This is a genomic window from Streptomyces sp. NPDC013457 (assembly GCF_043089925.1).
Lineage (GTDB): Bacteria > Actinomycetota > Actinomycetes > Streptomycetales > Streptomycetaceae > Streptomyces.
In genome coordinates this window covers 63,875-87,512 of sequence record NZ_JBICBL010000007.1, presented here as the reverse complement: position 1 = coordinate 87,512, position 23,638 = coordinate 63,875, and the positions used below count along the sequence as shown (strand labels likewise).

The following is a 23,638-nucleotide window of genomic DNA, read 5'->3' as shown; positions in this document are numbered from 1 at the left end:
ATAGGTTTGTGAAGTGGCCCACATGTTGCCCGCGCGTTAAGAACCTGTCTCTCTTCCGCAATCAACGGACGTTGTGGTCCTTGTGGTCGCGACCTAGCGTGTCGGCGTGACGAAGGTGCTGGTGGTGGACGACGACTTCATGGTCGCGAAGCTGCACGGCCGTTATGTGTCGGCCGTGGACGGCTTCTCCGTCGTCGGGGTCGCGCACAGCGGCGGTGAGGCGCTGCGCCTCGCCGACCGGCTGCGCCCGGACCTCGTCCTGCTCGACATCTACCTGCCCGACATGGACGGAATCTCGGTCCTGCGCGAGCTGCGCGGGGCGGGTCTCGCGGTCGACGCCCTGTTCATCACGGCGGCGCGGGACGCGGGCATGATCCGTTCGGCGCTGCGGGCGGGGGCGCTGCACTATCTGATCAAGCCGTTCAACCAGTCGGCGCTCCAGGAGCAGCTGCGGCACGTGGCCTCGCTGCGGAGCCGGCTGGACGAGCTGGACGAGGCGCGGCAGGAGGACGTGGACCAGATCTTCGGCACCCGCCCGCCGGGCTCGCGCGAACTCCCGAAGGGCCTCGCCGCCCACACCGCGGAGCTGGTGGACGGCATCCTGCGGGCCCACCCGGAGGGCCTGTCGGCGACCGAGTGCGCGGAGGCGGGCTCCCTGTCCCGGGTCAGCGCGCGCCGCTACCTGGAGTACTTCGCGGAGACGGGCCGCGCGGAGGTCACCCTCCGCTACGGCGGCACGGGCCGGCCGGAACGCCGCTACCGCCGCCTGGGCGGCTGAGCACGGTCACGCGCGGCGGGCTTCACCTGGACGGGCCTCGCGAGCCGGCCACGAGCCGGAGTGCGTACGCGTCCTCCGGGCCGAGCACGTCGACCACCCGGCAGGCCTCCTCACCCCGGCCTGTCTCGCATAGCATCCCGACAAGCCGGTACAGGGCGTCGCGGTCGCCGCATTCGGCACGGTCGCGCAGCGCCCCGTCCATCTCCCGCTCGTGGAGCGACCTGTTGAGCGCGCGGCGCGCGTGAACGTCCGTGGAGGCCAGCGCCGTCAGTTCGGCGAAACGCTCCGCGCGGACGAGCAGGCTCATGTGCCACAGATGGGCGTCGTGCGCGGTGTGGTCGGCGGAGTAGCACTCGGCACGGGCGCGGACCAGTGCGACGGCCTTTTCCCAGTCCCCGGCCTGTTCCGCCTCCCGGGCCTCCTCGAACCACATGCAACGAGTATCGCGTGGCGCTCCTCCTCGGGAGCCGCGGGTCGGTGGGGCGCGCACGGGGCCGGGCCGCATGATCGGATCGGTCCGGATCTGTCGGGCGGGGCCGGGGTGGGCCTTGCCAGGGTTGGAGTCGAAAGGAGGCCTTGTGATCTCGGCACTCAACCAGCTCGTCGACCTCGTCGAGGAGCACCTCGCGGAGGAGCCTGACATCCAGGCGCTGGCGGGGGCACTCGGTACGACCGAGTACCACCTGCGCCGGATGTTCTCGTCGTTGGCCGGCATGCCGCTGTCGGAGTACGTGCGGCGGCGGCGCATGACCGTCGCCGCCGCCGACGTCGTCCGCGGCGAGGGGGATCTGCTGAGCATCGCGGTCCGGCACGGATACGGCTCGAGTGAGGCGTTCGGACGGGCGTTCCGGGCGGTCCACGGCGCCGGCCCCGGTGATGTACGCCGCGACGGAGGCCCCTTGCGCACACAACCGCAGCTCAGGTTCCGCCTGACCGTCGAAGGGAGCGTCCCCATGGACACCCGCCTCGTCAACCGACCCGCGTTCCGCCTCGTCGGACACGCCACCCGGGTCCCGCTCATCCACGAGGGAGTCAACCCGCACATCCAGGAGCACATCGCCGCTCTGCCCCAGGAGGAACACCTGCGGCTGAAGGCCCTCGGCGACACCGAACCGGCAGGTCTGCTGCAGGTCAGCGACGGGCTCGACCCCGACGCGAGGGAGGGCAGCGAACTGACGTACCTGCACGGGGTCGCGGTGGAGCGGGACACCCGGACCCCGGACGGCCTCGACACCATCGAGGTGCCGGACGGGATGTGGGCGGTCTTCCGTACCAGCGGACCGCACCCGCAGGCCCTGCAGACGACGTGGGCGGCGACCGCGACCGACTGGTTCCCCTCCAACCCGTGGCGGCTGCGCCCGGGTCCCTCGATCGTCGCCACCCTCGAGCGCTCGGACGACTTCACGACCGCGACCTGCGAGCTGTGGTTGCCCGTCGAACCGGCGTGACGCACCCCGGAAGGGGGGAACGCCTCAGTGTGCTCCGGCCCCGCCGGCCCCCTGGTAGGGGCTGCGCATGTCGAGGAAGCGGATGTCGAAGTCGGTCTCCAGGTAGTCCATGCGCCGCTCCCAGAAGGCCTGCATGTGCGGGAGGGCGAGGTGGGCGTCGAGATCCGCCTGGGAGCGCCAGGCCTCGTAGAAGAGGAACACACCGGGGTCGTCGCGATCTTCGTGGAAGTGGTACTCCAGGCAGCCGGACTCCTGCCGGGTCGGTTCGACGAACGAGAGCAGGAGCTGCTTCAGCTCCTCGACGCGTTCGGGTTTCGGGCGAGCGGTGCCGACGAGTGCGAACGGCTGGGTCATGAGGGGCTCTCTCCCTGATAGGTACAATCAATCTCGTACCTGCCGGACGCTACCGATCCGGCAGGTACGATGCAACTCATACCTCAAGGGAGATGCTTCGAATGCCCGACGGTGAAGGTCACCCGAGCGTCGAGGAGATCGAGCTCGGCCCGGTACTCTCCGCGCTGGCCGATCCGCTGCGCCGCCGCGTGGTGCGTGAGCTGGCAGCCGAACCCGACGGCACGGCGCGGACGTGCAGCTCCTTCGGGCTGCCGGTCTCCAAGGCGACCGTCACGCACCACTTCCGCGCACTGCGCGAGGCCGGATTGATCCGGCAGGTCGACCGGGGCAACAGCCGGATGGCCAGCCTGCGGCGGGCCGATATCGAGCAGTGTTTTCCCGGACTGCTGGGCATCGTGGCGGCCGAGCCGGAGGAGTGAGCTCACCGGCATCGTGTGCGGATCGGCCGACTGAAGCAGGGCGTGCATCCGGTTCCTGCTGACCGGACATGATGTCCGGTCAGGGCGCCTCGAAGACGATCCGGGGAGTCGTGTCGAAGATTCCGCCCACCGGTCTTCCGGGCGGCAACACCGGGCGGAGCTGCCGGAAGACCCGGGCGATCCGGTCGGGCGTGTACGCCCTCATGTCCTCGGTCGCCTGCAGCACCAATCCGCCGTCGGCAAGCACCGTGACCCGCGCGAACGCCCCTGAGGCACGCAGCGCCTCCGCGCCGCCGAGACGCTCCGCGACACCGGGAGAGCACACCGTGGTCCACGCGTAGCCGCGCAGGGTCGTGTCGAGTTCCGGGATCGTCTCGTTCTGGAACAGCCCCAAGCACTCTTCGAGCGCCGTGCGGTGCGTCGTCATGCCGACGTCGTCCGTGACGCATCCGAACAGACACGTCTGCCCGGCGGATTCCAGTCGGCGGTGCAGGAAGTCCGTCCACCGCCCCTGGAGTTCGGCGGAGCGGTCCGGGGCGAAGAACTCCTCGGCCGATCGGTTGGCCATGAGCTGCACCCACTCGGGAGCCTCGAAGTCCCGCTCGGCGGTGACCGTCAGCCACGGGCCCGCGGGATAGCCGTCCCTACCGAGCCGCGCCAGTTCGAGCGTCACCTCCAGCGGCTCCTTCTCGAGACCGTCGAGGAACGCCCCCCACTCCTTCGGCGACCAGACCCGGCCGGAACGCGTGCGATTACCCCGCGCCATCTTCGCCGTCCACAGACTGCCCCACAGCTCCCCGGGCTCGCCGTACCGTGCGCCCGTCTTCCGGAGCACCGCTCCACGGCCCGAGAGATCGAGGCCGTTCGCGAAGGGGTCCAGCGCATCCCCGCCCAAGGTCCGGGCGGCGTCGGCGAACCAGTCCTCCACCAGGCGCCGATAGCCGGCTGGGCCCTCGGGCACGGCGTAGTCCAGCTCGGCGTGCACACTCGCGTTGGACACGAACCCGCCCGCGTCTCCCACAGCGTCCCTCCCACTCTGCGGCTTCGTAGTCCTCCTCACGGAGGAAGGAGCCATGGCGACACCGTAGATCGACGCACTGACAACGCCCGCTCCTTCAGATGCGGACGGACGCTCACGGACGGAAGGGCTGCTCCGACCAGCGCCCCGAAGCCGGGCACCGGGTGCTTCCTGAGCCCGCTCTTACCCCCGCCTTAAAGGCGTCCTAAGGATCGGCGTCTCCCGCTCTCCACGGCCTTTTCCGGGGTTTCCGGCGGCTAGCTTTCTGAGCGTCCCCCCACGCCCCACCCTCGTGAAGGAGCTGTCCCCCCATGACCTCTCGCCGTACCGCCGCCTCGGCCGTGACCGTCACCGCCGCGCTGGCCCTGTCGGGGCTCGCCGCCGGCCCGGTCTTCGCGCACGGGTCCATGACGGACCCCGTGAGCCGGGTGTCCGCCTGTTACGCGGAGGGGCCGGAGAGCCCGAAGTCGGCCGCCTGCAAGGCGGCCGTCGCGGCGAGCGGGGCGCAGGCGTTCTACGACTGGAACGCAGTGAACATCGCCAACGCCGCCGGGAAGCACCGCGAGCTGATCCCGGACGGCAAGCTGTGCAGTGCCGGCAACGACAAGTACCGCGGTCTCGACCTGGCCCGTGCCGACTGGCCGGCCAGCACCCTCGCCTCCGGGAAGCACACCTTCCGCTACAAGGGGACCGCCCCGCACCGGGGTTCCTTCGAGCTGTACGTGACGAAGGACGGCTACGACCCCTCGAAGCCGCTGAAGTGGTCGGACCTGGAGGCGAAGCCGTTCGCGACGGTCACCGACCCGCGGATGGAGAGCGGAGACTACGTCTTCGACGGCACGATCCCGAACAGGTCCGGCCGCCACCTGATCTACTCGATCTGGCAGCGCTCCGACTCCCCCGAGGCGTTCTACACCTGCTCGGACGTCGTGTTCGGGAAGGACGACGGCGGTACGACCGCGCCGGCGGCGACCGCGCCGACCGACGAGGAGTTCGAGGCCGGGAAGGACGAGTCCTCCGTCGAGCACGGCGGCCACGGCGACGAGCATGCCGAGACCGGGGCGAAGGAGACGGCCGCCGCGCCCGCGAGCTCCGCGCCGGCCGAGGCCACCGAGTCCGCGACCGCCGAGCCGGCCGCCACGGAGCCGGCCGCGCCCAACCAGCCCGCCGCCGCGGGTTCCGACTCGGGCGAGCGCCTCGCCGAGACCGGGGGCGACGCCACCACGCCGTACCTGGCGATGGGTGGCGCCGCCGTCCTGGCGATCGGCGCGGCCGTGCTCTTCGGTGCGACGCGCCGCCGCGCCGGTCGCCGCTAGCCGACCACGGACAGGCAGGTGGTCGGGGTCGCGTGGGCCGGGTCGAGGGCGTTCTCGACCTCGTGGAACGTGACCCGGTCCAGCGTCCCGATCGCCACGTGCTCCGAGAGATCGAGCGCGCACTTGTCCTGGATGACGACGTTGGTGACGTTCGGACCGTCGAGGAATCCCGAGCGGTACGGGGTGACGACCTCGTCGTACTTGGTCGCGATGACGGTGTAGGTGACGCCCGGGACCGTGTCCCCGCCCGCGTTCAGCTTGGTGATGAACGGGGAGCCGGCGATCTGGTCGGCGAGGCCCGGGGTCTTCTCGGTGACGAAGTCCTCGACACCGGGGAAGTACGGCAGGAGCTTGGTGAGGCCGAGGAGGGTCGTGCCGTGGTTGTCGGGGGCGATCCCGACGAGCGCGTTGACCTTCCCGGCCCCGCCGAGGAACTTCAGGTAGTACCGCGGCATCATCCCGCCCTGCGAGTGTCCGACGAGGTCGGCCTCGGCGGCGCCGGTCGCCGCGAGAACCCTGTCGACGTAGGCGTCGAGCTGTTCGGCGGACTTGTCGATGGGGCCGAGGCCGTGGAAGAAGGGGACGTTCGGCAGCTGGCCGTAGTCGAGCGAGTAGACGCAGTAGCCTCGGTTGACGAGGTACGGCGCGAGGGCGAGCCAGTTGTCGATGGAGTTCCCGAACGTGCCGTGGACCAGCACGACCGGGCGCGGGTGGGCGGCCGAGGGCTTGCAGGAGAAGTCGTTCCAGCCCCTGCTGGAGGTGGTGGAGGCCTGGGCCGAGGCGGCGGTGGGGGCGAGGGTCGCGGCGGCGGTCAGCAGCAGGACCGAGAGGGCTCTGAGCGCGTGTTTCCAGGGCAGCATCGTGCGATCTCCTTGCGGCTCAAGGGAAATCTGTGACGAACGATGGCAGTAAGCCCTGCGGCCCGGACCACAAGTGGGGATGCTCTGCTTCCAGCCAAGCTACGCACGGGTAGCCTCGGCTGGGAAGTTACGCGTCGGTAAAAAGTGACTTCTCGTCAGTACGGAGTACGCGAAGGACGGAAGGACACACCGGGCGTACGGACCCGGCGTCAGGCCGCGAGCGAGCCCGGCACGATCGCACGGGGTCCGAACTTCGCCCGCGCCCTGTCCGCCACCGCCTCCAGCCGTCGCGCCTTCTCGTCCGCCGGGTCGAAGGTCAGCTGCCGCGCGGCCCCCTCCGCGGGCGCGAGCCCCTCCGCGCGCAGCGCGATCCCCCGCACCCGGGCTCGCTGGAGACCGAAGGAGCCGTGGATCGTGTACACGAGGGCGGCCAGCGCCGCCGAGTGCGCGGTCGGTTCGGCCAGCGTGCGCGTACGGGTGGTGGTGGACCGGTCCGCGTACCGCACGGTCACCGCCAGGGAGCGGCACACCTGCCGCTCCGAGCGCATCCGGGCACCCAGCTCCTCGGTGAGCGAGAGCAGTGCCCTGCGCTGGGCCGTCGGGTCCAACTCGTCGTATGGAAAGGTGCGTTCGGCCGCGAGTGACCGGGAGGCCGCGTTCGGTACGACCACGGACATGTCGATCCCCCGGGCCCGCTCGGCGAGTGCACGTCCGGCCTTCGCGCCGACGAGCCGCTGGAGCACGGCGAGCGGCGCGTCCGCGACCCGGCCGACGGAGTCGAGTCCGTACGAGCAGAGGGTACGGGCGGTGGTGCGGCCGACCCCGTCGAGCGCGGCGACCGGGCGGTCCCGGAGGAAGACGGACGGATCCTCGACGACCCGGGTGACACCGGGGCGCGCCTCGCGGGCCGCCATCCGGGCCAGCATCGGGTTCGGCCCGACCCCGATGACGCAGTCCACGCCGTACAGGGCGAGCGCTCTGACCCGCACCACCGAGGCGAGTTCCGTCGGGGTCCAGCCGAAGTAGCGCAACGCGCCGCGGACGTCGGCGAGCAGGGTGTCGGGCGGGCAGGCCTCGACGACCGGGGTGAACTCGCCGACCAGCCCGACCAGCCGGGGAAGCATCGCCTCCCCCTGGGCATCGAGCCCGAACCGTACACAGAGGATCATCCCGCGCTCCCCGGACTCCGGTGCCACAGCTTCCTTCCACTGGGAACCCCTTCGCCGGCCGGTTTCAGGTCCGCCCAGGGGTTCATCTCGTATCCGGTCTCCATCGTGATCCGGCGTCCGTCGTCGGTTCCGCCCGTGCGTTCGGGCTGTTCGGCGAGCCGTCCCGCCACCGCCTCCAGGCCGCCGGAGGCACGCACCTCCACCAGTTCGGCGAGGTTCCAGGCCGCGGAACCGACCACGCTGAGGCTGCGGGGGCCGCGCCGCTGCACCACGCCCCGGACGAGCAGCAGCCAGGAGTGGAAGACGGTGTGGGCACAGGCCTCGTGGGAGTCGTCGAAGAAGGCGAGGTCGACCAGGCCGGTGCCGTCGTCGAGCGTGGAGAAGATGACCCGCTTGCCGGAACGGATCGGCGGGGTCTGGGTGGCCGCCTTGGCACCCGCGACCAGGACCGTCTCTCCGTGCCGGGCCTCACGCAGCCGCTTGGCGGAGACCACGCCGAGTTCGCGCAGGAAGGCGTGGTGGTCGGCCATGAGGTGGCGCGAGGCGTCCATGCCGAGGACCCCGAGTTCGGCACTGAGCCGCTCCGACTCGTCGAGGTCGGGCAGGCCGATGGGTGCGGTCTTCCGGCCCTGGGCGAGGGGGAGTTGACCGCCGTAGGAGGCGGCTCCGCGCTGGGTGCGGTGGAGCTCGGTCACATGCAGCAGCAGATCGCGGCGGTTGGCGCCGAAGGCGTCCAACGCGCCGACCTGGGCGAGCCGTTCGGCCACCGGTTTACGGGGACGGGCCCGCTCCCAGAAGTCGAGCAGCGAGGCGTAGGGCTGTCCGGCCTCGATCCGCGCGCTCTCGGCCTCGCTGATGCCGTGCACGTCCGCGAGGGCGAGCCGCAGCCCCCACCGCTCCGGCGCATTACCGGACACCAGTTCGATTCGATGAGCGGCCGCGGACCGGTTCACGTCCAGCGGCAGCACCGGCACCCCGCGCCGCCGGGCGTCCGCGAGCAGCAGCCGCTTCGGGTACATCCCCGGGTCGTGCGTGAGCAGCCCGGCGTAGAAGGCCGCCGGGTGGTGCGCCTTGAGCCAGGCCGACTGGTACGTGGGTACGGCGAAGGCGACGGCGTGCGCCTTGCAGAAGCCGTACGAGCCGAAGGCCTCCACGATCTCCCAGGTGCGGGCGACGACCTCGGGGCCGTACCCGCGCTCCTCCGCCCGCTGCGCGAACCAGACCTTGATCCGGCCCTGCGACTCGGGGTGCGAGAGCCCGCGCCGCGCCTGGTCCGCCTCGCCCCGCCCGCAGCCGGTCATGATCCGTACGATCTCGATGATCTGCTCGTGGAAGACGACGACGCCGTACGTCTCCTTCAGCGCGTCCTCCAGATCCGGGTGCGGGTAGCGGACGGGCGCCCGGCCGTGGCGGGCCTCGATGAACGGGCGGACCATGTCGGCGGCGACCGGACCCGGCCGGAAGAGCGAGATGTCGACGACGAGGTCGTGGAAGGTGCTGGGCTGGAGCCGGCCGACCAGATCGCGCTGGCCGGGCGACTCGATCTGGAAGCAGCCGAGGGTCTCGGTGGACTGGATGAGCCGGTACGTCGCGGGGTCGGCGGGCGGGATCGCGTCGATGTCCGGCCGGGTGCCGGTGGCCCGCTCCACCTCGGCGACGGCGTGCGCCATGGCGGACTGCATCCGCACCCCGAGGACGTCGAGCTTGAGCAGTCCGAGGTCCTCCACGTCCTCCTTGTCGAACTGGGACATGGGGAATCCCTCGCCGCTGGTGGGCACGACGGGGGTACGGGTGAGCAGCGAGGCGTCCGAGAGCAGGACCCCGCACGGGTGCATGGCGATCCCGCGGGGCAGGCCGTCGAGGGCCTCGACCAGCTCCCAGAGCTTTCCGAACCTCTCCTTCTCCTGGGCCAGTTCGCGCAGCTCGGGCAGTTCGTCGAGGGCGGCGCGGGCGTCCCGGGCTCGGATGTGCGGGAACGCCTTGGCGATCCGGTCGATCTCGGCCGGGTCCATGGACAGGGCGGCGCCGACGTCCCGTACGGCGTGGCGGACGCGGTAGGTCTCGGGCATGGAGACGGTGGCGACCCGCTCGGTGCCGAAGCGGTCGATGATCGCGCGGTAGACCTCCAGGCGGCGGGCGGACTCCACGTCGATGTCGATGTCGGGCAGCGCGGTGCGGTTCTTGGAGAGGAAGCGCTCCATGAGCAGGCCGTGCTCGACGGGGTCGGCGTGGGCGATGCCGAGGAGGTGGTTGACGAGGGAGCCGGCGCCGGAGCCGCGGGCGGCGACCCGGATCCCCATCCTCTTCACGTCGTCAACTACCTGAGCGACCGTCAGGAAGTACGTGGCGAAGTGGTGATGGGCGATGATGTCGAGCTCGCGGTGCATCCGGTCCCAGTAGTCGCGGCGCCGTTCGTACCCGCGCAGCACCATGCCCGCGGCGGCCCGGGAGGCCAGCACGCGCTGGGCGGTGCGGCGTTCGGCGCCGACGAGGGACGGCTCGGGGAAGTGGGCGGAGCCCATGCCGAGGTCGTCCTGGGGGTCGACCAGGCAGTCGGCGGCGACCGCCTGGGTCTGGTCGAGCAGCCGGTACGCGGTGTCCCGGCGGAAGCCCGCGGCCTCGACGATCCGCTCGGCGGCGGCCAGCATGCCGTCGCCGCCCTTGAGCCAGGCCTCGCCGCTGTCGAGTTCCTTGCGGGGGTCGACGGGGACGAGGCGGCGGGCCGAGTCGAGGACGTCGGCGACGGGGCCCTGGCCGGGGTCGGCGTAGCGGACGGCGTTGCCGAGGACGGGGCGGACGCCGTGCTCGGCGGCGAAGCCGACGGTACGGGCGGCGAGCCGCAGCGAGCCGGGCCCGGTGCCGGCACGGCCGTGGTGGACGGCCTCCAGACGGAGGGCGTCGCCGTATCGCTCACGCCAGGGCACGAGGAGCCGGGCGGCCCGGTCGGGACGCCCGGCGGCGAGCGCCTGCCCGACGTCGGAGGCGGGCCCGAGCAGGACGACGAGGCCGTCGCCGTGGTTGTCGTCCCAGGCCAGCAGGGGGCCACCGGTCTCGCGGGCGTGCGCGGCGCTGACCATGCGGCAGATCGCGGCCCAACCGGCGCGGGACCGGGCGAGGAAAACAGCCCGCGAGGCGGACTCCTCGACGAAGGCCCCGCCCCGCACGGGCACGCGCCGCGCAGAAACCTCCCCCCGCCCGGGCCACCCACCACCCCCACGGGTACCGCCCCCACGGGCCGGATCACCGACACCGGAACGCCCGGACGCGACACGGGAACCGGACGCAGTCCCGGCCGCGACACCGGAACCGACCACGGCCCCGGCCGCGAGCGCGGGTCCGGCCGCAGCACCGGAACCGACCACAGGCCCGGACACGCCTCGGGAGCCGGACGCGGCACCGGACCCCGGTCCGACGGCAGGTCCGGCCGCGGCACCGGAACCGACCGCAGGCCCGGCCGCGGCACCGGAACCGACCGCCGGTCCAGACGCGACACCGGGACCGACCACGGGTCGGGACGCGGCACCGGAACCGACCGCAGGTCCGGACACGCCCCGGGAGCCGGACGCGGCACCGAACCCCGGTCCGGCCACGGCACCGGAACCGACCGCAGGTCCAGACGCGACACCGGAGCCGGCCACGGGTCGGGACGCGACACCGGAACCGACCACAGGCCCGGACACGCCCCGGGAGCCGGACTCAGGCCCGAAAGCGGCCGCCGGCCCAGGCGCAGCACCGGAACCGGAACCGGACGCAGACCCGGAGACCTGCCCAGACACCTGCCCGGCCGCAGCGCCGGAACCGGCCGTCGGCCCAGGCGCGGCACCGAGGCCACGCGCGGATCCGACCGCAGGTCCGGACAGCGGTCCGACCGCAGGTCCGGATCCAGTCCCGGAACCGACCGCCGGTCCCGGCACGGCACCGGAGCCGGCCACAGGGCCGTAGACCGGCCGGTCGGCCGCGGCACCGGCCGCCGCACCGGAGCCGGACACCGGTCCGGACGCGGCGCCGGCCGGGTGGGAACCGTCGGTGGGGCGGGACGCCCCTGCCGGGGCGGAAGCGTCAAGGGCCTCGGCACCCACGCCGGACGGCACGGCGCCCGGGAGGCCCGTATCGGTGGCGGCGGCCTGGGCGGAGCCCGGGCCGGCCCCCGGCAGGGGCGGCCCGGCCGGATGGGCGGTGCCGGACCCGCCCGGCCCCGTACCGGACGCACCCGCACCCGCACCGCCGCGCCCCGACACCCCCCGCCCGAAGCCGTTCACGGCGTACACACGCCGGCTCGCGCCGCTGTCGCCCGTCTCGGGCAAGGCGGGCGGGGCGATCGACAGGTCCACGCCGAAGAGCGGACGCACGCCCGCCGCCTCGCAGGCCTTCGCGAAACGGATCACGCCCGCGACCGTGTCGCGGTCCGTGAGGGCGAGCGCGTCCATACCCCGCTCCGCCGCCCGCTCCGCCAGCCGCTCAGGGTGCGACGCGCCGTACCGCAGGGAGAAGCCCGATGCGGTGTGCAGATGCGTGAACCCCGGCATGCACACCTCCCACATCAATTCGCACGTACGTTCCCACCCCCCACTTCCTCACCATAGACCATTTCGAACGTCCGTACGATACGCCGCGCACCTCATCCGTTCAGCCCCGTCCCACCTGCACAGACACCCCTCTCCCCTGAGCGTGGGGGCATGAGCTTCGTCGATGAACTGAAGAGTGCCGTCACCCCCCGAACCGCCCTGCTCGTCGTCGGCGTCTTCGCCCTCCAGCTGCTGTTCATCGCCTCGTACGTCGGGGCGCTCCACGACCCGAAGCCGAAGGACGTCCCCTTCGGCGTGGTCGCACCCCCACAGGTCTCCGCCCAGCTCGTGGGGCAGCTGGAGAAGCTCCCCGGCGAACCGCTCGATCCCCGGACCGTCACGGACGAGGCCGAGGCCCGGGACCAGATCTTGAACCGGGAGATCGACGGCGCCCTCCTGGTGAACCCGGCCAGGAACACCGACACCCTGCTCGTCGCCTCCGGCGGCGGCACCGTGCTCGCCTCCGCCCTGGAGTCGCTCTTCACCCGGATCGAGGGGCTCAACCAGCGCACCGTACGAACCGTCGACGTCGCCCCCGCCTCCCCGGAGGACTTCGACGGCCTCTCCGCCTTCTACCTCGTCGTCGGCTGGTGCGTCGGCGGCTACATCTGCGCCGCGGTCCTCGCCATCAGCGCGGGCGCACGGCCCGCGAACCTCCAGCGCGCCTTCATCCGGCTCGGGACCCTCGCGCTCTACGCGATCCTCGGCGGCCTGGGCGGCGCGGTCATCGTCGGCCCGATCCTGGGCGCCCTGCCGGGCAGCGTCGCGGCCCTGTGGGGCCTGGGCGCCCTCGTCGTCTTCGCGGTCGGCGCCGCCACGCTCGCCCTGCAGTCGCTCTTCGGCATCGTCGGCGTCGGGCTGGCGATCCTGCTGATCGTGGTCGCGGGCAACCCGAGCGCCGGAGGCGCCTTCCCGCTGCCGATGCTGCCACCGTTCTGGAAGGCCATCGGCCCCGCCCTGCCGCCGGGCGCCGGCACCTGGGTGGCGCGCTCGATCGCGTACTTCAAGGGCAACGACGTCACCGTCTCGCTCCTGGTGCTCTCCGCCTGGGCCGTCGTCGGCAGCGCGATCACGCTGGTGATGTCCTCGCTGAAGCGCAGGCCCGGGACCGAGCCGACCCCAGAGGAACTCGGCGCCGCGGGCGGCGCCGCCGCCTGAGCCCGGCTCACCCGACCCGCCCGATCCGCCGGGCCCGTCCGGCTCACCCGACCCGCCCGACCCGCCCGGCCCGCACCGGAAATCCCTGGCCCACCGGCCGGCGGACCGCTACGTTCGCGGGGCACCTTCGACCGTCCCCGAACCGACAAGGCTCTCCGTGACCTTCGTGCGCCCGGCCCGTCCCGATGAACTTCCCGCCCTGGTCGAACACCCCGGCGACCCCGAGCGCAACGCCGCCACCCGCACCTACCTCACGCAGCTCCTCGACAGCGCGTGCACCCGGCCCGAGTGGTGCCTGGTCGCCGTGGAGGACGACGGACGGCTCACCGGCAGCGTGGTGCTGTGGACCATACCGGGCCACGACGTCCCGCTCGCCGTCGTCCTGTTCGAGGCGCCGGAGCACTCCCCGGAGACCGCGTCCGCGCTGCTCGGCGCGGCGGCCGCGAAGGCCGGGGAGCTGGGCGCGAAGAAGCTGGAGCACGTCGTCGACTCCCCCGCCCAGGCACCGCAGTTCCAGCGGAACCCGGAGCGCCGGGGTCAGCTGCTGCGCGGCTCCGGCTTCGCAGTGATCCGCGACGGCCGGCGGTTCGGCTTCCGGACCCCTGCCGCCTCCGGCGAGACCGGTGGGCTGCCCGCCGACGACCCCCGCCTGACCTTCCGCTCGCTCGCCGAGCTCGGCCCCGAGCCCTTCGTCGCCGTCCTCGCCGAGCTGCTCGCGGACACCGCGGACGCCCGGCTCGCCGACGACGTACGGCAGCACGGCGCACGGCGCGCGGCCGAGCTGCTCTTCGAGGAGACGGCCGAGCTGAAGCACGAGCCCGAGTGGTGGGAGCTCGGTTACGACGCCGACGGCACCGTCGCCGTGATCAGCCTGCCGGCCGAGAACCCCGGCGTTCCGGTGATCGGCTTCGTGGGCGTCGCCCCCGCACACCGCGGCAAGGGGTACGCCACCTCCGTCGTGATCCGGGGCACGCGGGTGCTGGTCGCCGCCGGCGCCACGGAGATCCGAGGGGACTGCGACGCCGCGAACGTGGCCATGGCCAAGGCCTTCGAGCGGGCCGGATACGTGAACTTCGCCGACCGGCTGGAGTTCGCCCGCGCCCTCTGATCCCTAAGTCGGCGCGTACGGCACGCCCTACGACTGCGCCCCCGACGCGCCCTAGGCTGTCCGGCCATGGGAAAGCATGTGCGCACCGACGACGGCCGCCTGCTGCTGGCCGAGGAATGGGGAAACCCCTCGGGGACTCCCGTACTGCTTCTGCACGGCACACCCGGCAGCCGGCTCGGCACCGCGCTGCCCGATCTCGCCGACCGCTGCCCCGGCTTCCGGTTCTTCGCCTACGACCGTCCCGGGTACGGGGGTTCGGACCGGCTCCCCGGGCGGTGGGTCGCCGACGCGGCCAGGGACGCGGCGGCCGTCGCCGACGCGCTGGAGGTGGGGCGGTTCGCCGTGGTCGGACGGTCCGGCGGCGGGCCGCACGCGCTCGCCTGCGCGGCCCTGCTGCCCGACCGGGTCCGGGCCGTCGCGGCGCTGGTGGGCATCGCCCCGCCGGACGCGGCGGGGCTCGACTGGTTCGCCGGCATGACCCCGTTCAACGTCCGCGAGTACGGCCTTGCGACCGAGTCGCCCGAGCTGCTCGACGCGGACCTCGCCGCCCGGGCGGCGGACATCCGGCGTGACCCCGAGCGTCTCGTCGAGGACCTGCGGGCCGAGCTCTCCGACCACGACCTGCCGATCGTCTCCGATCCCGCCGTACGCGCCGTGCTGCTGCGCACCTACCGCGAGGCCCTCGGCGCCTCGCACCACGGCTGGACCGACGACTGCCTCGCCTTCACCCGCCCCTGGGGTTTCGACGTCTCCGCCGTCGCCGTCCCCGCGCTGCTCTGGCACGGACTCGACGACGCCTTCTCCCCGCCCGCCCACACCCGCTGGCTGGCCGGACGGATCCCCGGAGCCACGCTCGCCCTGGAGCCGGACGCCGGTCACTTCGCCGCCCAGTACGCGCTGCCGGCCGTGCTCGAGTGGATCCGGACTCAGGAGGGCGGCGGCAGATAGCCGGCGGAACGGGCGCCCTTGAGGCAGTTCATGACCCGCTCATGGCTGTCGCCGACCGTGTCCACGACCCGCATGCGCATGTGGAGGGCGTCGACCTCGTCGACGAAGCGGCGGGAGAACGCGCCCATCAGAACGGTCTCGTAGGTCCCGGTGCCCACCAGCGGGAACGTCCCGAAGGTGGGGATCTGGAAGTCCTCGCCCGCGACGAGACCGGCCGCCGTCAGGGTCGCCACCGCCCCGGGAACGTCCGTCCACGGGGTCGAGGAAGGGTCGGTCTCCCCCGCGAGCACGACTCTGCAGTCGTACCTCTCGACCACCGCCGTGTACTGGCCGCCGTTGTAGACGCCGGTCCGCCACTCGGCGGCGTTCCCGCGCAGCGTGCCCGTCGTCCAGTCGCTCCGCCAGCCCAGGTAGGGCCGTACGGTACGGGCGTACTGGGCCCGCGCGAGGACGGCGGCCGCCGCGACCGCGAGGAGGCTGCCGAGCGGCTCCATGTCGAGGAGCTGCAGCCGCCACGGCCAGTCGGTCCTGGCCTCCTCCGTCATGTTGGCGCGGACGATCTCCCAGCCCAGGACGGCGGTGAGCAGGCAGAGCAGCACGATCGGGGCCGTGTAGAGCAGGCGGCTGCGCCGGACCCTGCGCTGGGCGTCGCCGGGTATCGGCCCACCGGGCTGGACGGTCACGCGCTCTCCCCCACCACGAGTCCCCGCGCCGGGCCCCGGCCGTGTCACGGCCGGGGCCCGGCGCCCGATGGGATCATGGTGCTACGGAAGGCGGGTCTCCGCCTAGGTCGTTTCGGCCTAGAACACGTTGACCCCGTACGCGTTCAGCGCCTCGGTGACCGGCTGGAAGAAGGTCGTGCCGCCCGAGGAGCAGTTGCCGCTGCCGCCCGAGGTGAGGCCGATGGCGCGGCTGCCGGAGTAGAGCGGGCCGCCCGAGTCGCCGGGTTCGGCGCAGACGTTGGTGCGGATCATGCCGTAGACGATGTCTCCGCCGCCGTAGTTGACGGTGGCGTTGAGGCCGGTGACGGAGCCGCTGTGGGTGCCGGTGGTGGAACCCCGACGGGTCACGGACATGCCGACCGTGGCGTTCGCGGCGCTGGTGATGTCCACGCTGCCGACCGTGCCGGACTTGGTGACGCTGCTGTTGGTGTACCGGACGATGCCGTAGTCGTTCGTCGGGAAGCTGGATCCCGAGGTGGAGCCGAGGACGGTCGTGCGGCCGGAGTTGGAGTACCAGGAGCCCGCGCCGTCGGTGCAGTGCCCGGCGGTCAGGAAGTAGTAGTTGCCCGCGCTGTCACGGACGTTGAAGCCCAGGGAGCAGCGCCAGCTGGACGCATAGATCGCGTCGCCGCCGGAGATCAGCTTGTTGAACTTCCCGGGGGTCCGCTCGATGCGGAGCGCCCCGGCGTTGGCGCCGGCCTGGCGCTTGATCTCGGCTATCTCCGCCTTCGACACGGTGGAGTCGGCGGTGACGACGAGGGTGTTCGTGGCCTGGTCGACGTGCCAGGCGGTGCCCGCCACGTCGGCGGCCAGTACGGCGTCGCCCGCGGCGGAGAGCTGCGACGCGCTGAAGGTCCGGGCGGTGTCGGCGCTCGCGGTGGGGATCGCGACGGCGGCCGCGGCGGCGAGTCCGGTGGCGACGGCGAGCAGACGGACGGATCTCGTGGGGGTGGTGCGCTTGGTCCTCACTTCTCGTTCCTCCAGAGGGGAATCGGGGGTCCGCCGTGGGGGGTCGGACCCGTGAGGCGCGGCCAGGGGCCGGCGCTGTGGGCGAGTCTCGGCCGCCCGACCGGACGCCGCAAGGGCGCCTTTCGGCCGTACGACGCTCAACTATCCCGCTGTGACGTTGATGTGACGGCAGCTCAGTAGAGACTGACGCGGTACTTGGCGAGGGCTTCGGGCACCGGCTGGTAGAAGGTCGTGCCGCCGCTCGAGCAGTTGCCGCTGCCGCCGGAGGTGATTCCGAGGGCCTTGGTGCCGTCGTAGAGCGCGCCGCCGGAGTCCCCCGGCTCGGCGCAGACGTTGGTCTGGATCATGCCGCGCACCGTGCCGCCGCCGGAGTAGTGGACGGTGGCGTCGAGGCCGGTGACGGTGCCGCTCCGCGTGCCGGTCGTGGAGCCGGAGCGCCTGACGGACTCGCCGACATAGGCGTCGGCGGCGGTGTAACCGCCGGGGTGGGCGAGCGATGTGTTGTCGTAGCGGACCAGGGCGTAGTCGTTGCCGGGGAAGCTGGACCCGGTGGTGGGGCCGATCAGGGTGGACTGGGCCGAGTTGGCGTACCAGGTCTTGACGACGTTGCCGCAGCGCCCGGCGGTGAGGAAGTAGTACGTGCTGCCACTGCGCACGTTGAAGCCGAGCGAGCAACGGTAACCGCTGCCGTAGATGGCGTCGCCCGGTCCGAGCAGCGGCTTGAAGACGCCGGGCGTGCGCTGCACCGCGAGGGCTCCGGCGTCGGCGCCTGCGGTCCGACGGATGGTGGCGATCTCGGCGTCGGAGACGGTGGAGTCGGCGGTGACGACGACCCGGCCGGCGGCCCGGTCGACGTACCACGCCGTACCGCCGACATCGGCCTTGAGTACGGCCGCGTCCGCACGGGCGAGCTGGGCGGCTCCCGCGGGGCCGGGAGCGGGCGCCGCGTGGGCGCCGGGCAGGGCGAGTGCGGTGGCGGCCGCCAGTCCGGCCGCGACGGCGAGCACTCGGGTGGGCTTGATTCTCACGGGTCTCCTCACGAACTCTCCTTGTGGGAAAAGCGGAGGGGCCTGGGGGTACGGCCCATGCGTGATGAGCGGGATGATGTGTCCCTGACACGCACGGCTGAGATGGTGTCCCACGGCGCCCGCGCGCACAAGACCACGGACCGAAGCGTGCCCGCCTCCGGTGCGGCCGCGGGGCGCGTCCCGCGGCCGCCGAGCGGAGGAAAGACCGGGTCAGGCCTCGACGAGCCGCCGCTCCCCGGCCGGCACGCCGGTGTCGAGGGTGTTCCCCGGGGGCGGGAAGGGGCAGATGAAATGGTCCGCGAAGGCGCACGGCGGCAGCAGCGCGCGGTTGAAGTCGACCGTCACCGAGCCGTCCGCGGCGGGAGCGGTGGGACGCAGGAAGCGGAACCGGTAGCTGTCGCGGCCGCTGGTGGCATCGGCGAAGACCGCCCACAGCGTGCCGTCGTCCTCCACGGCGACCTGGAGGGTGTGCTCGACGCCACGGAGCTCGAAGGAGAGCTCGCCGGCGAGGCCGAGTCCCCGCTCCTTCCCGTCGGCGTTCTCGACCCGGACGTTGCGGGACTCCTCGTACGCGCGGAAGGTGCCGGGCACCGCCCAGCGCTCGTCGTACGGCGTGGCCTCGATACCCCGGAAGGCGCGGCGCCCCGCCGACTCGGGATCGAAGTCCCGTACCGCCCAGAGCCCTTCGCGACGCAGGACGACGAGCCGCCGGCCGGCGGACTCCGCCCGGGACTCGTGGATCGGGGCGTGGTCGGCGGTCAGCCGGACGCTGCCGATCAGCGGCTTTCCGTCGACGGTGACCGCGTCCTCGGCGCCGGCCGTGAGGACCACCTCGTCGCCGTCGTCCAGCCACCGCCCGGGAACGGCCGGAATTCGACCCTCCGGGTAGTCGGAGAGCCAGTACGTGCCGGTGAGGGAGAGCGGCCCGTACGACGAGGAGACCGCCGCGGTGCGCTGCTCGTGCCAGTGCTGCCAGTCCTGCTGGGGATCCGTGCTCATGGTGTTCAACCCTTCCATACGGGGTCGGGAAGCCCGGACGCGACGCCCGCAGGGGCCACGCGGGCCGCACGGGGCCACGCGGGGGCAGGGCGCCGGGCGTTCACAGGTCGCGCAGGAGCGCCGGCGCGGCCCGCGCGGTGGCGTCGTTCTGCCGGAGGGAGAGGCTGTCGGCGCCGGGCCGGGCGAAGCCTCCCGCACCCCGGGCGTCGGCGTGCGGCCCGAGCGCGAAGCGGCGGGGGTGCGGCGCGCCGGACCGGTCGAGGACGCGGCCGTCGTTCGGCGTCCGGTTCGGCGTCCAGATGCCCCTGGGACAGGACGACGACATCGGCGCTGAGCGGCGCGGCGACGCCTTCCAGCCGGACCGACTGGCGTCCGGTGCGCGTTCCGGCGACGCGCAGCGCCCTGCACGGGTGGTGGTGGACGACGACGCCGGGCGGCAGGGCGGCCACGGCCTTCTCGTACACCCGGCGCAGATACCCGACGTGGGCGCTGCGGCCGACGAAGGCGTCCCCGTCGCCTCCGGCCCACGCGTGCACGGTGGGCCCGGGGAGGACCGGGCCCGCCATCTCCACGGTGTCGTCGGTGAACATCGTGACGTGCCGGGCCTGCGAGTTCATCCAGAGCAGCGGCGACCGGCCGTGGCGCCAGAGCCGCCCGCCGCCCGGCGGGTACGGGTCGACGAGATGGATGTCGAGGACCGGACCGCCGTACAGCTCGGGTGCGTTGGCTGCGATGCGCTCCAGCACCCCGGTGCCGCGCGGCCCGGCGCCGACGATGACGAGGGAGCGTCGCTCAGCAGCCGCAGTCACACCCGCAGTCGCAGCCGTCGCAGCAGCTGCCGTCCCCTTCCCCGTCCCCGCAGTTGCAGCAGGAGCAGCAGTCGCCGCAGCCGCTGCAGTCGCAGTTGCTGCACGACCCTTCGCGACGCTCCCGGCTCCACGGGTCCTCGTACGTGCCGCAGCACAGCTGGCACGTACACGCCAGGCCCATCCAGACCGCGCAACCGGCCACCAGGCCGCGGCGCCGGTTCGGCGGCTCGGGCGGCAGCGGGCCGCCGGGACCGCCCGGCCCCGGGGCATACGGGTTGCCCGGCACGGGACCGGGGCCGTACGGCCCCGGCTGGTACGGCCCCGGCTGGTGCGCTCCTGCCTGGTGCTGCGTTCCCCCCGGAGCACCGGTCCCGTGCGCGCAGGTCGTCGTGCCGAAGGCGCGGTCGACCGAGACGCGCAGCTCGTGGGCGAGCAGCACGTGCACCAGCCGGCCGTTCACGAACTCCGCGTCCCGCAGAGCGAGGCGGATGCCGTGGAGCGCGTCGTCGGCGAGCCGGCGGGCCTCGGTGAGCGGGGTGCCGGTCGCGGTGAGCGGGTTCCACGCACCTGACGCGGCGTCCGCCTCCCGGTCCTCCACGGCGTCGAGCAGGTGGGCGAGCCGCCCGAAGAGCCGGCCCGCCTCGGCGAGTGGCTCGACGTTCCCGGGCCGGCCGGCGAGCACGGCGGTGTGCGCGAAGGCCGCGGCCGTCGCCGTCTCGGTCGGCTCGGTGACCACGAGCAGCGGTGTACCGGGCCCGGCGAGGCTCTCGACCCCGGCCTGCCGGTCCACGGCGTCCACCAGGACGGCCGTGTCGAAGCCGACCGCCCGCCCGGTCCGCGCGCCCGCCCGGTCCCAGGACCTGGCGACCCGGCGGGCCGCGGCGGCGACCGGGCGGCGCGCCAACAGCCCGTCCCGGTCGGCGACGTGGTCGCGCACCTTCGCCGAGGCGAGGACCAGCGACACGGCCGCCGCGAGACGTGCGCCCTCGCCCCTCGCGACCGGTGCGGTCCTCATCTGGCGCAGCGGGCAGGGACCGGCGGTCCGGCGCCCTCCGTCGACCAGACCCGTCTGAGCCTCCGTCAGAACCGAGACGATGAGGCCGTCGTAGTTGGTGACCACCCGGGCGAACTGCCCGTGGTCGGCCCGAAGTGCCAGACAGAGGCCGCAGAGATGGGCCATCCATTCCGTCCTGAGGCCCTCGGTGAGCCGATGGGTGCAGGGCCTGACTATGCCGAACAAAAGACTCCCCCGTGAGTCGCGCGCAGGTGCTGCCGCAGCGGTCTGCGGCGGTGTGGCGGCATCGTATCGACCTGGTCCGTTCACCCGGACGCTCCGGGCGTCACCCTTCTGGACCGACATTCATATTTTAAGTTCCACGACCCCTGCGGAACCTCCGTCAGGCCCCGTATACCGCAAGATTCCTGACGATTCGCCAGAAAACGGCCCTCACGTTCTGCACCAGTACCGTCACGAAACCCGCGCGCGCCGACTATCCACTTGGCGCGCGATCCGCATCATGGACGACGATAGGGATATGCGGAACCACAAGTGACCGCGCTGAAAGGAGGCGACCATGGGATCGGTGCGCAAGGCGAGTGCATGGCTGGGCCTCGTCGAGGACAACGACGAGCGCTACTACGACGACGAGTACGCCGAGACTGCCGAGAGCGGCGACGCCTGGGTGACGGACCCCCGGGTCCGGGTGGCGTCCGACTCGGCGCAGGAGCAGGGCCGCCGGATCGCGACCGTCTCCCCGGACGGGTTCCGGGACGCCCGGGGCATCGGCGAACTCTTCCGGGACGGCGTCCCGGTCATCGTGAACCTCACGGCCATGGAGCCCTCCGACGCCAAGCGCGTGGTCGACTTCGCCGCCGGTCTCGCCTTCGGTCTTCGCGGCTCCATCGAGCGGGTGGCGACGCGGGTCTTCCTGCTGACCCCCGCCGACACGCAGATCATCAGCGGAGACCCCGCGGGGCGTGCGCAGGACGGTTTCTTCAACCAGAGCTGAGCCGGGAGCGCCTCCCGGCGGCAGCGCCGGGGAGCTCACCGGCCCGTTGTTCCGACCGGCCCGTCCCACCGAACGGACTCACGACCGCCGGGCATGTCCCGGGGTCGAGCAGACCGGTTCGGCGGACTCGCGGGTGGCCCGTTCGGCGGACTCACGGGCGGCCGGTTCGACGGGCTCGCGGGTGGCCGGCACCCGTACCTCCGCGGGGGCCTCGGCCACCAGGTCCTCCGGATCGACCATGCACTCCATCACGCGCGGCAGCCGCAGGGCCATCAGCGCGCCGAGCAGCAGCAGCGCCGCGCTGACGAAGAGCGTGACGTGGAGCCCGCCCACGAAGGCGTGCCGCGCCGCGTGGTACAGCGCCGGGCCCGCCGTGCCGCCGAGCTGGTCGGCGACCTTGTAGGCCTCGCCGAGCGAGTTCGCGGCGGCCTCGCTCGCGGCGGCCGGGACACCGGGGACGGCGGCCAGGCCGGGCGCGTACGCCGCGTTCATCACGCTGCCGAGGAGCGCGATGCCCATGCCGGCACCGAGCTGGTACGAGGTCTCGCCGATGGCCGCCGCGCCGCCCGCGCTCTCCGGCGGGGCCTCGCTGAGCATCGACTCGTACGCCGAGAAGAGGGTGGTCTGGAGCCCGAAACCGAGCAGGACGAAGCCGCAGGTGAGCAGCAGCGGCCGGTCGTTCTGGCCCATCAGGACGAGCAGCAGCACGGCCGCGGCGGTGAGGACGAAGCCCCAGCCGACCATCCGGCGCGGGCCGATCCGGCGCAGGGTGTACGAGCCGGTGGCACCGGCCGCCATGGCGGCGAAGGTGAGCGGCAGGAGTCGCAGCCCGGTCTCCAGCGGGCTGAGCCCGAGGACGAGCTGGAGGTACTGGACGGCGATCAGCTCCAGGCCGACCAGGGCCAGCATGGCGAGCACGATGCAGCCGACGGAGGTGGTGAAGGCGGCGCGGGAGAAGAGCCGCATGTCGATCAGCGGATGCGCCCGGCGCCGCTGGCGGCGTACGAAGAGGATCAGCAGCGCCGCGCCGAGGAGCAGCGGTGCGGCGGTCGCCGGCTCGAGGATGTTCTCGCCGGCGCCGATCCGCTTCACCCCGAGGACCACGCCAAGCACTCCGGCAGCGGCCATCAGCGCGCCGAGGACGTCCCAGGGGCCGTCGCCACGCCCCTTGGACTCGGGCAGCAGCCAGCGGCCGAGCGGCAGGATGAACGCCATCAGCGGGATGTTGATGAGGAAGACCGAGCCCCACCAGTAGTGCTCGACCAGGAAGCCGCCGAGCACCGGTCCGGTGGCGGCGCCGATCGCGGCGACCGCCGTCCAGATGCCGATCGCGGTGGCCCGCTCACGCCGGTCGGGGAAGACCGCCCGGAGGATCGAGAGGGTGGCGGGCATGATCATCGCGCCGCCGACGCCGAGGAGGGCGCGGGCGCCGATCAGGACACCTGGCGCGGTGGCGAGTGCGGCGACCGCGGAGGCGACGCCGAACAGCGCGTAACCGAGGAGGAGCACTCTGCGCCGGCCGATCCGGTCGCCCAGCGTGCCGAAGAGGATCAGCAGCGAGGCGCAGATCAGCGGGTAGGCGTCGACGATCCAGAGCAGCTCGGTGGAGCTGGGGCGCAGGTCCTCCGTGAGGGAGGGGACGGCGACGTGGAGAACGGTGGCGTCCAGCGCGACCAGCAGCAGGCTGACGCAGAGGACGACGAGGACGACCCAGCGGTTGGCGCCGCCGCCGGCGGCGCGGAGTCGTGCTCCGGCCGTGATCGTCCGCTGCATGTACGTACCTCCCAGTGAAGCTCTCGCGCTCGGCGGGCACCGGCCGGGGTTCGGGTTCCCGGGGCGGCCCGGCATCGACGGGCGAGTGAGCCGTCAGCGTACGCGAGTTCAAGGCCCGAGCGCGTGGTGCAGCTCTCACCCGGCGGACCGCCGGGTGTGGCGTACGCCACTCCGCCTACCCAGCGCGC

20 protein-coding genes and 2 pseudogenes are annotated in these 23,638 nt (G+C 72.9%); 8 read left to right on the top strand and 14 right to left on the bottom strand.

What is annotated here, in order from left to right; genetic code table 11:
* Positions 1–106: 106 nt before the first annotated feature.
* Complete coding sequence (locus ACF1G2_RS19880) at positions 107–778, top strand: response regulator (RefSeq protein ID WP_391799531.1); 672 nt, start codon at positions 107–109, stop codon at positions 776–778.
* 22 nt (positions 779–800) lie between these two features.
* Here ACF1G2_RS19880 and ACF1G2_RS19875 read toward each other — a convergent pair whose 3' ends face one another.
* A complete protein-coding gene (locus ACF1G2_RS19875) occupies positions 801–1,211 on the bottom strand; it encodes a hypothetical protein (RefSeq protein WP_391799530.1) in 411 nt (136 codons plus the stop codon).
* A 145-nt stretch (positions 1,212–1,356) separates the two neighbouring features.
* Between ACF1G2_RS19875 and ACF1G2_RS19870 the strand changes: the two genes are divergently transcribed.
* On the top strand, positions 1,357–2,226 hold the full coding sequence (locus ACF1G2_RS19870; RefSeq protein ID WP_391799529.1) for a GyrI-like domain-containing protein: 870 nt from the start codon (positions 1,357–1,359) through the stop codon (positions 2,224–2,226).
* A gap of 24 nt (positions 2,227–2,250) precedes the next feature.
* Here the strand turns inward: ACF1G2_RS19870 and ACF1G2_RS19865 are convergent, their stop codons facing one another.
* The gene (locus ACF1G2_RS19865) at positions 2,251–2,580 is read right to left on the bottom strand and encodes a putative quinol monooxygenase (protein ID WP_391799528.1); all 330 of its coding nucleotides are present in this window, start codon (positions 2,578–2,580) and stop codon (positions 2,251–2,253) included.
* A gap of 101 nt (positions 2,581–2,681) precedes the next feature.
* Between ACF1G2_RS19865 and ACF1G2_RS19860 the strand changes: the two genes are divergently transcribed.
* Complete coding sequence (locus tag ACF1G2_RS19860; protein WP_391799527.1) at positions 2,682–2,999, top strand: ArsR/SmtB family transcription factor; 318 nt, start codon at positions 2,682–2,684, stop codon at positions 2,997–2,999.
* 79 nt (positions 3,000–3,078) lie between these two features.
* Here the strand turns inward: ACF1G2_RS19860 and ACF1G2_RS19855 are convergent, their stop codons facing one another.
* Complete coding sequence (locus ACF1G2_RS19855; RefSeq protein ID WP_391799526.1) at positions 3,079–3,999, bottom strand: hypothetical protein; 921 nt, start codon at positions 3,997–3,999, stop codon at positions 3,079–3,081.
* Between the two features lie 329 nt (positions 4,000–4,328).
* Between ACF1G2_RS19855 and ACF1G2_RS19850 the strand changes: the two genes are divergently transcribed.
* A complete protein-coding gene (locus tag ACF1G2_RS19850) occupies positions 4,329–5,333 on the top strand; it encodes a lytic polysaccharide monooxygenase (protein WP_391799525.1) in 1,005 nt (334 codons plus the stop codon).
* On the opposite strand, the gene ACF1G2_RS19845 is transcribed toward ACF1G2_RS19850, so the two are convergent.
* The 4 genes and pseudogenes from ACF1G2_RS19845 to ACF1G2_RS19830 form a co-directional block, all read right to left on the bottom strand.
* Positions 5,330–6,193 (bottom strand): esterase/lipase family protein, encoded by an 864-nt coding sequence (locus ACF1G2_RS19845; protein ID WP_391799524.1) that lies wholly within the window; start codon positions 6,191–6,193, stop codon positions 5,330–5,332. The two genes, ACF1G2_RS19850 and ACF1G2_RS19845, sit on opposite strands and share 4 nt — an antisense overlap.
* 209 nt (positions 6,194–6,402) lie before the next feature.
* Positions 6,403–7,362, bottom strand: a complete 960-nt coding sequence (locus ACF1G2_RS19840) for a hypothetical protein (protein ID WP_391799523.1) — start codon at positions 7,360–7,362, stop codon at positions 6,403–6,405.
* Positions 7,359–10,736: a DNA polymerase III subunit alpha gene (locus ACF1G2_RS19835; RefSeq protein WP_391799838.1), complete on the bottom strand. Its 3,378-nt coding sequence runs from the start codon at positions 10,734–10,736 to the stop codon at positions 7,359–7,361. Before ACF1G2_RS19835 ends, ACF1G2_RS19840 begins: the two co-directional genes overlap by 4 nt.
* Before the next feature lie 938 nt (positions 10,737–11,674).
* Positions 11,675–11,888, bottom strand: a pseudogene (locus ACF1G2_RS19830) (PHP domain-containing protein); the annotation flags it as partial.
* Between the two features lie 150 nt (positions 11,889–12,038).
* On the opposite strand from ACF1G2_RS19830, the gene ACF1G2_RS19825 reads away from it, so the two are divergent.
* The 3 genes from ACF1G2_RS19825 to ACF1G2_RS19815 all read left to right on the top strand — a co-directional run bounded on the left by ACF1G2_RS19825 (position 12,039) and on the right by ACF1G2_RS19815 (position 15,141).
* The gene (locus ACF1G2_RS19825; protein ID WP_391799522.1) at positions 12,039–13,085 is read left to right on the top strand and encodes a DUF3533 domain-containing protein; all 1,047 of its coding nucleotides are present in this window, start codon (positions 12,039–12,041) and stop codon (positions 13,083–13,085) included.
* A gap of 157 nt (positions 13,086–13,242) precedes the next feature.
* A complete protein-coding gene (locus tag ACF1G2_RS19820) occupies positions 13,243–14,193 on the top strand; it encodes a GNAT family N-acetyltransferase (RefSeq protein ID WP_391799521.1) in 951 nt (316 codons plus the stop codon).
* A 66-nt stretch (positions 14,194–14,259) separates the two neighbouring features.
* Positions 14,260–15,141 (top strand): alpha/beta fold hydrolase, encoded by an 882-nt coding sequence (locus ACF1G2_RS19815; RefSeq protein ID WP_391799520.1) that lies wholly within the window; start codon positions 14,260–14,262, stop codon positions 15,139–15,141.
* Here ACF1G2_RS19815 and ACF1G2_RS19810 read toward each other — a convergent pair.
* The 6 genes and pseudogenes from ACF1G2_RS19810 to ACF1G2_RS19785 all read right to left on the bottom strand — a co-directional run bounded on the left by ACF1G2_RS19810 (position 15,120) and on the right by ACF1G2_RS19785 (position 20,908).
* A complete protein-coding gene (locus tag ACF1G2_RS19810) occupies positions 15,120–15,824 on the bottom strand; it encodes a hypothetical protein (RefSeq protein WP_391799519.1) in 705 nt (234 codons plus the stop codon). The two genes, ACF1G2_RS19815 and ACF1G2_RS19810, sit on opposite strands and share 22 nt — an antisense overlap.
* 117 nt (positions 15,825–15,941) lie before the next feature.
* Positions 15,942–16,832, bottom strand: coding sequence for a S1 family peptidase (locus ACF1G2_RS19805; RefSeq protein WP_391799518.1), 891 nt, complete (start codon positions 16,830–16,832; stop codon positions 15,942–15,944).
* A gap of 173 nt (positions 16,833–17,005) precedes the next feature.
* Positions 17,006–17,860, bottom strand: a complete 855-nt coding sequence (locus ACF1G2_RS19800) for a S1 family peptidase (RefSeq protein ID WP_391799517.1) — start codon at positions 17,858–17,860, stop codon at positions 17,006–17,008.
* A gap of 210 nt (positions 17,861–18,070) precedes the next feature.
* Positions 18,071–18,859 carry a DUF1684 domain-containing protein gene (locus ACF1G2_RS19795; RefSeq protein ID WP_391799516.1) on the bottom strand — a complete coding sequence of 263 codons (789 nt, stop codon included), beginning with the start codon at positions 18,857–18,859 and terminating at the stop codon, positions 18,071–18,073.
* A 269-nt stretch (positions 18,860–19,128) separates the two neighbouring features.
* Positions 19,129–19,668: pseudogene (locus ACF1G2_RS19790) on the bottom strand (FAD/NAD(P)-binding protein); the annotation flags it as partial.
* Complete coding sequence (locus ACF1G2_RS19785; protein ID WP_391799515.1) at positions 19,652–20,908, bottom strand: DUF5685 family protein; 1,257 nt, start codon at positions 20,906–20,908, stop codon at positions 19,652–19,654. The gene ACF1G2_RS19785 and the pseudogene ACF1G2_RS19790, both read right to left, overlap by 17 nt.
* 334 nt (positions 20,909–21,242) lie before the next feature.
* Between ACF1G2_RS19785 and ACF1G2_RS19780 the strand changes: the two genes are divergently transcribed.
* Positions 21,243–21,677, top strand: a complete 435-nt coding sequence (locus tag ACF1G2_RS19780; protein ID WP_383226299.1) for a cell division protein SepF — start codon at positions 21,243–21,245, stop codon at positions 21,675–21,677.
* Positions 21,678–21,755: 78 nt separating this feature from the next.
* Here ACF1G2_RS19780 and ACF1G2_RS19775 read toward each other — a convergent pair whose 3' ends face one another.
* Positions 21,756–23,450, bottom strand: a complete 1,695-nt coding sequence (locus ACF1G2_RS19775; protein WP_391799514.1) for an MFS transporter — start codon at positions 23,448–23,450, stop codon at positions 21,756–21,758.
* Positions 23,451–23,638: the final 188 nt, after the last annotated feature.